Origin of the sequence: Paraclostridium dentum (genome assembly GCF_012922555.1) — a bacterium.
In the GTDB taxonomy this organism is placed as follows: domain Bacteria; phylum Bacillota; class Clostridia; order Peptostreptococcales; family Peptostreptococcaceae; genus Paraclostridium; species Paraclostridium dentum.
On record NZ_WIPK01000001.1, the window covers coordinates 327,299 to 340,008 of the forward strand.

The following is a 12,710-nucleotide window of genomic DNA, read 5'->3' on the forward strand; positions in this document are numbered from 1 at the left end:
TTTTATTATCTTATTTTTTCTAAGTATCCACTTGGATGGAAGTAGTAGATACTAGATGTATTTTTATCTACAAAATATCCTAAATCAGTATCTACATTAGGTAAAAATACATATCCAGAAAGACCTTTATCCTTTAAAACAGGGAATGTATTTTCATCACCTTGATAAGCATAAACTAAATTTGGATTCATATTTAATAGTAAATTTAAAGCATCATCTTTGCTTAAAGTTTTTGCTACGTTAGTGTTTTCGTTTTTGTTAACTTCATCAGATTTATTATTTTCAACATCTTTATTAGAATCATCAGGTTTAACAACGTCTTGATCTTTGTTAGCTTCAGTATTACTAGAAGCATTATTTTTTACAACATCATCTTTTTTATTAGTTTCATTAGATTTAGAAACTTCTTTCTTACTTGAATCTACTGTATTAGAAACTTCTTTTTTAGATTCTAAATCAGAGTTTTTGTTGTTAGTAGAAGTACTAACTTCTTTAGCTGTGATATCTTTATTAGAATCACTATTATCTATATCAGATACAGTATTAGTTTCTAATGTTTTATTATTTCTATTTTCTTCGACGACTGGCTTTTCAGCCTTTGTGACTTCGTTACTAGGTTTTGAATCATTATTTGCAAATGAAGATTTTAAAATTGGATTAGTAACAAATAATACACTACAGAAAACGAATAAAACAATAACTAATTTTTTCATATCATTACCTCTTTTCAAATATATATGTTATCTTCTATACATAAATATTACCATAAATCAATTGTATTATAACAGTTACATACTTGTTACTTGAGGTTACTAAATTGTAATTAAAAAAATGTTTAAAAAGTATAATTATTTACTATAATGTAGAATTATATTTATGGTTTATAAAGTTAACTAAATAGATCTTTAAAACACCCATTAAAGGTGCAGAAAGAATCATACCTGGGATACCAAAAAAACCACCGCCTACTGTAACAGCTAAAATTGTGAAAAATGGACTAAGACCTAGTTGTCCACCTACTATTTTAGGTTCTATAAATGCAATTTCAACTTGTTGAACAAGAATTAAGTATACTAATGAAAATAATGCAACACTAGGATTATAAAATAAATTGATTAAAACAACAGGGGTCATACCTATTACAGGACCAAAATATGGAATCATGTTCATAAAACCTATTAAAGTTCCAAATAATAGAGCGTATGGAGACCCTATAAGATAAAGTCCAACTCCAGATATAACTCCCACTATAAATGAATCTAAAATTTTACCAGCGAAGTACTTTCCTATATTTTCGTTTAAGCTGTTTCCTACTTCTAAAATAAACGATGTTCTTTTTTCGCCTATTAGTACATGCATCGTTTTTTTTGAAAATGAAATAAAGCTCTCTTTTTCTAAAATTATATAGAAACAAATTATAAAAGCTAATATAAACTGAACTATAAACTTAGAAATAGAAAAAGTTGTTGTAAATATATCACCTAAATATCCAATAAGTAGGTTACTTATTTGAGGCATAGCTGAAAATATTTTATCCGCAACTTCTTTTAAAGTTTTAGGGTCAATATTTTTTAATTGGTCTCCAATTTCTATAAAGAAAGATTGTGTTTGCTTTGCATATATTGGAAATTGGCTAATAATATCAGCTAAACTATTTACGATGATAGGAGCTGTAAAAAATACAAATGAAATTATAATAAATATTAAAATTCCATAGGTTATAAATAAAGAATAAATTCTTTTTAGTTTTAATTTACGCTCTAAAAAATTTACAATAGGTGAAAATATGTAAGCTAAAATGAAAGCTATAATAAAAGGTGTCAGTAAAGACAATAACAGTTTCACTATATTGAAAAAGTACTTATAGTTGTCTATAAACTTGATAAATACATATGTTATTATAAGTGTTAAAACTAAATTAACGTTGATTTTACTACCTTTCAATGTGAATCATCCTTTCAATAAATTTTAAAATTAAAAATAAAGTAATATATCTATTATACAATAAAAGTAATATGAATATATATAGTAATGGAAATAAATTCTAAAATATAGAATTGAGGTCATCTTTTTAGGTAGGAGGTGTTTTTTATAAATTACGAAGTAATTGTTAAGTATAACGGAGATATATCTATAATAGAAAAAGAACTAGGTGTATCAGTAGAAATACTAGGGTATAACTATGCAATAATAAGTACTGAAAGTCCTGATAAAATTGATTTACTCTTGAATTATCCACAAATAGAATATTTAGAAAAACCATTTATATTAACGACTCAAGATGTACAAAGTTTCTCTAGAACTGGAATTACAAGATTTAAAAGTACTAATAGATTAACAGGTAGGGGAACTATTATAGGAATTATAGACTCAGGTATAGATTACAATATAAATTTATTTAAGGATTCAAACGGAAATTCAAAAATACTTTATTATTGGGACCAATCAATTCAAGGAAATCCGCCAGAAGGATTTCAATATGGAACCTTATATACAAATGAAGATATAAATAAAGCAATTAAAAGAGAATCAAATATACCTATATCTACGACTAGTACTCATGGCACTCATGTAGCAGGAATAGCATGTCAAATAGCTGAAGATGCCAATCTAATAGTAGTAAGAGTTGGAAGTGTATCTACAGATGTTTTTTCAAAAAGTACTGAATTTATGAGAGCTATTAAATTTATTCTGGATAAAGCATTGGAGCTAAACATGCCAGTAGCTATAAATATAAGTTACGGCAGTAATGAAGGGTCACACAGAGGATTATCCCTATTTGAACAATACATTGATGATATGTCTGCATTTTGGAAAAATAATATAGTTGTAGCAGCTGGAAATAATGGAGATAAAGATGGTCATAAAAATATAAAATTAGGAAGCGAAGTTGAGGAAGTTGAATTTGTAGTTGGAGAAAATGAAAGAATATTAAATATAAATATATGGCCGCAATTTATTGATGATTTTAGTGTTTATATAGTTAGTCCATCAAATGTAAAAAGTCAAGAAATATCTTTAACATCAGGAGAAATAAGAAATGTATTAGGCAGCACTAGGATAAAAGGATATTTTTATCCTATAGCTCCATATTCTTTATCAAGAAGATTATCAATACAGCTAAGTTCTCCAACATCTATAAACCCAGGTATATGGAAATTAGTGTTTACACCTATAAATATAGTTATGGGCGATATAAGTATATATTTACCGACATCGGAAGGCATAAGTAAGGATACACGTTTTCTAGAAGCTAATAAAAATCTAACAGTAACAGTACCGGGTACAGCTAATAAAGTTATAACAGTAGGTAGCTTTAATTCAACTACAGATACAGTATCTATTTTTTCTGGAGAAGGTGATATAAGTCAAAGTGTATATAAACCAGATTTATTAGCACCAGGAGAAAATATTTTATCGGTACTTCCCGGTGGAAGCATAGGGGCATTAACTGGAACAAGTATGGCAACTCCGCATGTTACTGGAGTGGTATCTTTATTAATGCAATGGGGGATAGTAGATAAAAATGATTTATTCTTTTATTCACAAAAAATAAAGGCATTTTTATTAAAAGAAGCAAAAAGAAATCCACTTTATACATATCCAAATGATTCTATGGGATTTGGGTTTTTAGACTTGACAAATGTAAGATTAGAGAGTTTTTCCGAAATAAATAAAGGATATGACTTATCTTATAGAAAAAAGAAAAAAAAAACTTAAAAAACATGAATAGATTAGAACTTCCGCTTGATTTAGCATTTAGATATCACGTTATACATGGACCAAATTTTATTGAAGAGATGAACTCAACTGGATTAAAATATACTTATTATGAAATAAGTAATGAAGAGGGTGTATTAATATTACCAGTTAGAGATCCTAATAGGTATACTAAAATGTTAAAGGTAAAATCTGTAAAGTCATTTGAGCCAAGTATAGTCATGAATCAGTTAGGCACTATAAGCCGAGATATTAGCAATGGAATAACAGCAAAAGAAGAAATAGGAGCAAATTTTTTGCAAAACAATTCAAATATACCTATTACTGGAAGAGGTGTATTAGTTGCAATAATAGATTCTGGTATAGATTATTTACATGAAGATTTCATATACCCTGATAAAACATCAAAAATAGCATATATATGGGATCAAACTATAGATGGAAAACCTCCAAAAGATTATACAATAGGAACTGAATATACAAGAGAAGATATAAATAGAGCTATTCAATCTAATGATAAAAACCTAACTAAAGATGAATCAGGGCATGGAACTATGCTAAGTGGAATTTGTTCAGGACTTGGAAATATAAATAAGCAATATTCAGGAGTTGCTCCAGATTCAGAACTAATAGTTGTAAAATTAAAAAAAATTTATGGAAACTATGATAGTTCTTTTTTTCAAGCAGGAATAAGATATGCATATTTAAAAGCGATAGAATTAAAAAAACCAATAGTTATAAATTTATCGCTTGGAAGTAACAGCTTAATAGGAGCAGCACAAAAAGTTTTAAAAGAGGAGCCTACATTTACAAAAGGAGTGTCCATAGTTTCTGCAGTTGGAAATGAAGGTAACACTCAAACGCACTCTATGGGAAAAATTGATTTTGTAGGTCAGCAAAAAGATATTGAGCTAGAAATTTTTGAAGATGAAAGTCTTTTAGAAATAAATATTTGGATAAATAAACCAGATAAAATAAGTGCCTCAATTGTAGCACCTAGTGGAGAGCAAAGTAAATATATAAAAGTAGCTAATTACAATGAGGTAACAGGCTTATTTGACTTAGAAGCTACTTGGTATGTAATAACATATATATATCCAACAAAATATTCAGGGCAAGAACAAATAACAGTACTTCTTAAAAATGCAACAAAAGGTATATGGAAGATAAGGTTAAGAGGAGAGTATATCACAAATGGGGTTTATAATGCTTATTTGCCAAATCGGGCTATAATAAACCCTGGAACTAAGTTTAGAGATTCTATATCATCATATACTATTAACTACCCTTCTACTTATGGAGATGTTATTGGAACAGGTGCATTTAACTTGTTAGAAAATAGCATATGGCCTCCATCATCGAGAGGACCAACAATAAACGGCCTAGGCAGACCAGATATAGTAGCTCCTGGAGTGAATATAATATCAACATATCCTGGGAATAGTTATGCGACAATTACAGGAACAGCAGCTTCTGGAGCTTATTTAGCAGGAGCAGTTATTCTATATTTACAATATGCAGTAGTAGATAATTATTATCCGCTAAAAGGTTTCACAAATATGATAAGAACTTACATTCAGGCAGGAGCAAAACGAAACTCAGAAATAGTATATCCAAATGATATTTATGGATATGGACTTTTAGATATTAGAGGTGCTTTCGAACAATTAAAATAAAAAAGGAGGGGATTTTATTTTGGAAAAATCCTACCTTATAATTTATCAAGGTGATATTCAATCAGATTTAAAAAAAGCAGGAATAGAAAAATTTATGGTATTGAATAATAATCTTGCGGTAATATATGTTCCAATTGAATTTAGGGAAGAAAATTTAAATAGAGTCCAAAGTATTACTTGGTGGCAAATTTCAGTTCCAATGAGTTCATTAATTGAAATTACTAAAAACATGGAGCAAGGGGTTTCAGTTTCAGATGCGGTTGGAACAGATTATATATATAAAAACCCATATATACAATCAACTGGAAAAAATGTTTTAATTGCAATAATAGATTCTGGAATAGATTATTTACACCCAGATTTTATTGAGGATAATAAAACAAAAATCGTGTCTATATGGGACCAAGAAAGTAATAAAAAAAAGCCTCCAGATGGATTGATATTTGGAAGTGAATTTACAAGGGACGATATAAATAAAGCTATAGAAGAAAAAGATAAAACATTAAGTGAAGATATTATAGGAACAGGGACTACAGCAGCAGGCATAGCAGCTGGAAGAGGAAATTTAAATTCTCAGTATAAAGGAGTAGCTATTGATAGTGAATTAGTAGTCGTTAAACTAAGAGAGTATAAAGATACTTATAAAAAAGGAAAAATAAATTACCAAAAATCAGATTTTTTAGCAGCTATAAGATATGTATTGGATGTGGCAAAGAAAGAAAATAAGAACATGATAATAAACTTGACTATAGGATTAATTTCTAAATCCATAGTTGAGTCAACTATGCTATCTACGTTTAATGAATTGTCAGAGCCGGGAATTGTTGTAGTGAGTGGAGCTGGAAATGAAGGTAATACTGATATTCATTACAGAGGTAAGGTAAAGGATAAAAATAAGATTGATGATATAGTAATACAAGTAGGAGAACAGACGAACTTAGATATAACACTAGTACTAAATGGACCTGATAAAATTGGAGCAACATTAATATCACCATCTGGAGAAATGAGTTATAAAATTATGTATACTCCAGAGTACTATGTGTATCAAGGGAAATTTAATTTAGAAGATACGGATTATGAGATGAGGTTTTCTTATCCTTGGTTAGAGTCAGGGAATGAAGAATTGACAATTAGTTTATATAATATAAAACCGGGCATATGGACACTTAGATTGATTCCAGAATTTATAATAGATGGAAACTACGATGTTTATTTACCTAATAAAAATATAATTTCCAATGAAACAAGATTTTCAGATCCGGCATCAGAAGCTACTATAACTATGTATGCTGCATCTGAAAATGTAATTACTATAGGAACTTATAATGATAAAACAGATAGTATATGGATTGGATCTTCAAAAGGACCTGTAAAATTAACCCTTATCAAACCTGATATAGTTGCTCCAGGAGTAGATATAATATCAACTTATATCAATAGCTCGTACAATACATCTATTGGAACAGGAGTTAGTTCTTCCATAGTAAGTGGAGTACTAGCGGTTATAATTGAATATATAACAGCAGAATATGCATTTCCTCAAGAGGAATTATTATCAATTCAAGCATTAAAAACATATTTAATGCTTGGTGCTACCAAAAAAGATATATATATATATCCTAATATTACTCAAGGATACGGAATATTAAATTTAAAAAATACTATAATAGAAATTGGAAATAACTTTGAATAAGATGAATTTTATATATCATAATGTAAAAACTAATTACAAAATGAAAAAAGAGGTGATTAGTATGACAAATGAAAAAAGTAAGCCATTAAATGGAGAAGGAAACAAAAGATTAAAAGCTCACAGACCTGTAAAAAGTGAATATACAGCAGCATGGGCAGGAACTAAAGAGTTAAAAGAGAATAGTAATGTATCTATACCATCATTAAATAATGTTGAAGAAGCTAAGGATTGGGTAGATAACGGAAGTAAATTATAATAAAAAACGCTACTTAATTTAAATTAAGTAGCGTTTTTTATTCACTTTTTACTCACTAGGCACTAGTATATATTCACCTGACTTTATATTATAATCACTAGAAATAATATCTATATTTTCTTTGTAAACAACCTTTCTAAAATCATCAATGTCTTCTATATTGGTATTGTAAGATTTTATTATATCATCTATAGTTTCACCTGAGTTGACCAAGTGCTTTACAAAGTGACGCCCATCCATAACTTTCTTATAAGCTTTGGTATAAGAAAGTTCAGTTAAATCATTAAAAGCAGGTACATTTTCAGATAAATAATTTACAGAAGTATCTAAACAAGTTATATAATTATAGATAGCTTCTTTGAAAACTTGAGACAAAGATGTGCAATCATCAACCACAGGGCCTATGAATAGCAATACAACTATAATTAATAATACATATTTCATATAAAACACCCTCCTACATAGGAGTATTATAAAATTTGTGAAAAATATACAAATTTTATGAAAAATAAAACATTGACTAGAAAAATATAAGTTGGTATAATCTTAGTAATAATTGAAATAATATAAAAATAAAGACAGTGAAGAGAAGAGTAGATATAAAAGGTAGTTACAGCGATTTGAGGATGGTGAAAGCTCAATACGAAGTTTATATTGAAGAACATCTCGGAGTCTCTAACCGAAATTTAAGAAAGTAGGCTTAGACGGAAGGTCCCGTTACAGACCATAAGCAATGCTTAGCTAAGAGGCCATTTTTATGGCAATTAGGGTGGTACCGCGATAGTAATAGTCTTTCGTCCCTTTATTTGGGATGAAGGGCTTTTTTTAATATTTAAATTTAATTTTTAGGAGGACATAAAATGCAAAGAGATTTTATAGAAATTAAAGATCTTTACAGAAACAAAGAAGAATATATCGGTAAAAGTATAAAAGTAGCTGGATGGATAAGAACATCTAGAGCGTCTAAGAATTTCGGATTTATAGAATTAAATGACGGAAGTTTCTTCAAAAACATGCAAGTAGTAATATCAGATGAGAAGTTAGAAAACTTCAAAGAAATAACTAAGCTTCCAATAAGTTCATCAATACTAGTTGAAGGTGAGCTTGTATCAACAGAAGGGGCAAAGCAACCTGTAGAAATACATGCAACTAATATTGAACTAGAAGGAGAATCAGATAGTTCATACCCATTACAAAAGAAAAGACATACTTTAGAATATTTAAGAACTATAGCTCACTTAAGACCTAGAAGTAATACTTTTTCAGCAGTGTTCAGAGTAAGAAGTTTAGCAGCTTATGCTATACACAAGTTCTTCCAAGATAGAAACTTCGTATATGCACATTCACCAATTATAACAGGAAGTGACTGTGAAGGTGCTGGAGAAATGTTTAGAATAACAACTATGGATTTAAACAGTATACCTAAAACTGAAGAAGGTGCAATAGATTACTCTAACGACTTCTTTGGAAAAGAAGCTAACCTAACAGTTAGTGGACAATTAAATGCTGAAATAATGGCACTTGCATTTAGAAATGTTTATACATTTGGGCCAACATTTAGAGCAGAAAATTCATTCACACAAAGACATGCATCAGAGTTTTGGATGATAGAGCCTGAAATAGCATTTGCTGACTTAGAAGATAACATGGAACTTGCAGAAGATATGATAAAATATGTTATAAGCTATGTTATGGAACATGCTCCAGAAGAAATGGAATTCTTCAATAGTTTCATAGATAAAGGATTAATAGAAAGATTAAACAATGTAGTAAATTCTGAATTTACTAGAATAACATATACTAAAGCTGTAGAAATGTTACAAGAATCAGGTCATGAGTTTGAATATCCAGTTCAATGGGGAGACGATCTTCAAACAGAGCATGAAAGATACTTAACAGAACAAGTATTTAAAGCTCCTGTATTTGTTACAGATTATCCAAAAGACATAAAAGCATTCTACATGAGAATGAATGAAGATGGAAAAACTGTTAGAGCTATGGACCTTTTAGTTCCTGGTGTAGGAGAAATAGTTGGAGGATCTCAAAGAGAAGAGAGACATGATGTATTATTAGATAGAATAAAAGAAATGAATTTAAATGAAGAAGATTACTGGTGGTATTTAGAATTAAGAAAATATGGAACAGCTACTCACTCAGGATTTGGATTAGGATTTGAGAGAATAATAATGTATATGACTGGTATGGCAAACATAAGAGACGTAATACCATTCCCTAGAACTCCAAAAAATGCAGAATTCTAATTTTATTTAATATAACAAAATTTTATTATATACAAAAGCCCTTAGCTATTATCTAAGGGCTTTTAACATTTAAATTAAAATCAAAATATATGATAATATAGTAGTTTAATGGAAAATATAAATTAAATATAAGCTAAATTTCAATATGTAGACATTAAAACTTTATTAGAATATAATAGTAATAAGGTTAAAAGATAAAGGTTAATCAGGAGGTAAAGCGATGTCAGACGATAGAATAATTGATTTTAATGAATTAAAAAATAAAGTAAAAGATTCTGATGTAGATAAGTTTGAACAATATATATATACTCTTTATAATTCAGTAATGAATGGTAGTATGAGTATGGTGGAGTTTTCTAAAAAAATAATGGAATATATGAATGAAAATAACATATCTCAAGAAAAATTTATAAATATTCAAAAGAAATTTATGGAGAGATATGGAATGGATTCTTCTGAAATTGATGAGCAATTAAAGAACCTTGGTATAGATCCTAAAAATATAGATTTAAGTAATATGGATAATGTCAATTTTGAGGAAATAAAAAAAAGTATAGGGTTTTACGAAAAATATAATTATAAGATAAAACCAAAAGCTTCTGTAGAAACATATATAAAAAATGATCATAATGATATAAGAATTATATTTGATCAAGAACAAGTTACTTTAATAAGTCAAGGCAAGATAAACCTTGTTGATGCAGAGCTTAATGAACTTTTACTATCATACAAAAATTCACTAGATAAGACTATAAATATAACTATGTGTGAAAACATAACAGAATATGATTATTAAAAAAGAGATAGGAATTATCCTATCTCTTTTTTTAATGTTCAGAAAGACCACTCTCACTGAATTTTTCATTAAATTTATGATAAATTTTGTTTATAGGTTTTTTTAGTGGTAATGCAATTATAAGAGAAATTGCTATATAGAATGTTAGAATAGCTAAATCTCTATATAATACAGGAGTATAAACCCCACCAACAGATTCTCTTAACATAGAAATTGAATAAGTAAATGGTAGATATGGATTTACCATTTGGAAAAACTTAGGTGTAACTTCTATTGGGAATGTACCACCTGAACCAGCTACTTGTATAACTAAAAGTATAATTCCCATAGCTTTACCCATATTACCAAATACAGAAAGTAGAGAATAAACAATAGCTGTAAATACTATACTTGTAAATACAGAACCTAATACTAGTAGAACTGGATCTACAGGTTTTACACCAAGTACATAAATGTCTCCTAGACTTACTATTAATGCTTGGACTATTGCAATTGATACAAATGTAAGACCTCTACCAAAATAAACCTCATAAGATTTATAGTTTCCATGAACCTCAGCAGATAAAAGTGAAGATAATAAAAGTAATCCAACCCACAATGATAATACTGTATAGAATGGAGTCATAGCTGATCCATAATTTTCTATTGGATATAATTTATTTTCTTTAACCGTAACAGGTTCTTTTAAGAAGTTCTTTTTAGATACTATATCATTTTTAAGTAACTTAACTAAATCATTAAGATTTTCTTCATCATTTACCTTTTTAACTGCATCAGTAAGTTCATTAACCATACTTTCAACTTTAGGTAATTTTTCTTTAGCGTAATTAATTCCTTCAAGGCCTTTATCTGATAACTTAAGTGTAGTATTTAGTATATCTTCAGCCTGAGGAAGCTTATTTTCAGCTTCTTGAAGTGTTTTTATAACATCATCGCTAACAGAATATCCTTTTTCAAATATATCATTTATAGGGCCTGAAACTTTACCATCAAAATTATTATATAATGAAGATGTAATTGACTGTATATCAGATCCTATTTTTAAGACATTACCTAAAACATCATCAGCAGGTGTCTGTCCACTTTGAATTTGACTCTTTATTGAGCTTAACGAATTCATACCTTGAGTTAATTTTGAATCTAAATCCTTTAATTTATTTATAGTATCAGTTAAAGGATGGTTTTGAGTAAGGTTATTTAATTTAGTTAAAAACTCTAAAACAGAATTATTTATAGTTGCTAAATTATGTAACTTACTTGATAGATTATCTATTAACATTAAAGCATCATCAGAACCATTCTTTATTGCATTATTAAGTGCATTTGCAGTATCCATAATAGAGTTAGATATATCATTCATTAAGCCTATATCATTTTTTATTATAGGAGCAACTTTATTTATACTATCTTGAGAGCTCTTTAAAAACTTTTGAACATCAGCTGACAATCCTTGAGCTTGGTTTATAGTATTTTTTATTAACGGTAAATCTTTTTGAATATCTTTAACTAAATCGGTAGCTTTAACAACACCATTAGATGCAAGATTTATTGTTTCGTTTAAATCTCCAAATTTACCTTGTACTTCAACTAAAGAATTTTCAACATCGTTTAGTTTAGGAATTTGTCCTTCAAGTTCTATTCCTAATTCATTAGATACCTCAAATAAAACTTGACTTACTGTTTCAACTACAGTTTGATTTATTTGTAATTGTATAGTAGATGCTCCTTTATCCGTAATTTTTGGAGCAATAGCATTTATCTTCTCATTTACAGAGTAAATTAATTCACCTTTTTTAACATCAGATGATATCAGAGAAGTTAAATCTTTTGAGAAATTTGCAGGTATCTCAATAGATGCATAATACTTACCATCTTTAACACCTTTTAACGCATTGTCTTTATTAACGAATTTCCAACCTAAATCAGAGTTATCTTTTAGGTTTTTTACAAGTTCATCACCGATATTTATTTCTTTGTCCCTTACAGTAGTACCTTTATCGTTGTTTACAATAGCTACAGATATGTTACTAGTACTACCATATGGATCCCAAGATGCCTTTATATTAAACCATGCATATAAAGAAGGTAAAATACAAAGTGCGATTACAACTATAAGCATAGCATAATTTGTAAATATGTCTTTTAAATCTTTTTTGAATATATTAAGGATGTTTCTCAATATAATATTCACCTCCAAAAGTAAGAATTCTAACAAATTTAAATTATAATGTTTTTAGTCCAAATAGTCAATATTAAAATTAAAATATATTAAAAATTATACTTATATAGTAATTATAACCAAAGT

The 12,710-nt window shown here is 28.5% G+C and carries 10 protein-coding genes and 1 other annotated feature; of the genes, 6 read left to right on the forward strand and 4 right to left on the reverse strand.

Going from position 1 to position 12,710, the window contains the following annotated elements:
• Positions 1 to 5 precede the first annotated feature (5 nt).
• Together GFJ41_RS01465 and GFJ41_RS01470 are read right to left on the reverse strand one after the other, a co-directional pair.
• The gene (locus tag GFJ41_RS01465) at positions 6 to 713 is read right to left on the reverse strand and encodes a hypothetical protein (RefSeq protein ID WP_170074421.1); all 708 of its coding nucleotides are present in this window, start codon (positions 711 to 713) and stop codon (positions 6 to 8) included.
• A 142-nt stretch (positions 714 to 855) separates the two neighbouring features.
• Entirely contained in the window at positions 856 to 1,944 is a 1,089-nt protein-coding gene (locus GFJ41_RS01470) for an AI-2E family transporter (RefSeq protein ID WP_170074422.1), read from the reverse strand.
• A 138-nt stretch (positions 1,945 to 2,082) separates the two neighbouring features.
• On the opposite strand from GFJ41_RS01470, the gene GFJ41_RS19005 reads away from it, so the two are divergent.
• From GFJ41_RS19005 to GFJ41_RS01490, 4 genes are all read left to right on the forward strand, one after another.
• The gene (locus GFJ41_RS19005) at positions 2,083 to 3,720 is read left to right on the forward strand and encodes a S8 family serine peptidase (RefSeq protein WP_152333283.1); all 1,638 of its coding nucleotides are present in this window, start codon (positions 2,083 to 2,085) and stop codon (positions 3,718 to 3,720) included.
• Positions 3,721 to 3,725: 5 nt separating this feature from the next.
• Positions 3,726 to 5,396 (forward strand): S8 family peptidase, encoded by a 1,671-nt coding sequence (locus tag GFJ41_RS01480; protein WP_170074423.1) that lies wholly within the window; start codon positions 3,726 to 3,728, stop codon positions 5,394 to 5,396.
• Positions 5,397 to 5,415: 19 nt separating this feature from the next.
• Positions 5,416 to 7,092: a bile acid germinant receptor pseudoprotease CspC gene (gene cspC, locus GFJ41_RS01485; RefSeq protein WP_035117746.1), complete on the forward strand. Its 1,677-nt coding sequence runs from the start codon at positions 5,416 to 5,418 to the stop codon at positions 7,090 to 7,092.
• 61 nt (positions 7,093 to 7,153) lie between these two features.
• Positions 7,154 to 7,348, forward strand: a complete 195-nt coding sequence (locus tag GFJ41_RS01490; protein WP_035117747.1) for a CDIF630_02480 family spore surface protein — start codon at positions 7,154 to 7,156, stop codon at positions 7,346 to 7,348.
• Positions 7,349 to 7,396: 48 nt separating this feature from the next.
• On the opposite strand, the gene GFJ41_RS01495 is transcribed toward GFJ41_RS01490, so the two are convergent.
• The gene (locus GFJ41_RS01495) at positions 7,397 to 7,792 is read right to left on the reverse strand and encodes a hypothetical protein (protein ID WP_170074424.1); all 396 of its coding nucleotides are present in this window, start codon (positions 7,790 to 7,792) and stop codon (positions 7,397 to 7,399) included.
• A gap of 128 nt (positions 7,793 to 7,920) precedes the next feature.
• Positions 7,921 to 8,153: a binding site (T-box leader), on the forward strand.
• 55 nt (positions 8,154 to 8,208) lie between these two features.
• On the opposite strand from GFJ41_RS01495, the gene asnS reads away from it, so the two are divergent.
• Positions 8,209 to 9,609, forward strand: coding sequence for an asparagine--tRNA ligase (asnS, locus tag GFJ41_RS01500; RefSeq protein ID WP_025162005.1), 1,401 nt, complete (start codon positions 8,209 to 8,211; stop codon positions 9,607 to 9,609).
• A gap of 220 nt (positions 9,610 to 9,829) precedes the next feature.
• Positions 9,830 to 10,405, forward strand: coding sequence for a DUF3867 domain-containing protein (locus GFJ41_RS01505; RefSeq protein WP_025162006.1), 576 nt, complete (start codon positions 9,830 to 9,832; stop codon positions 10,403 to 10,405).
• A 31-nt stretch (positions 10,406 to 10,436) separates the two neighbouring features.
• Here the strand turns inward: GFJ41_RS01505 and GFJ41_RS01510 are convergent, their stop codons facing one another.
• Complete coding sequence (locus GFJ41_RS01510) at positions 10,437 to 12,584, reverse strand: YhgE/Pip domain-containing protein (RefSeq protein WP_170074425.1); 2,148 nt, start codon at positions 12,582 to 12,584, stop codon at positions 10,437 to 10,439.
• Positions 12,585 to 12,710: the final 126 nt, after the last annotated feature.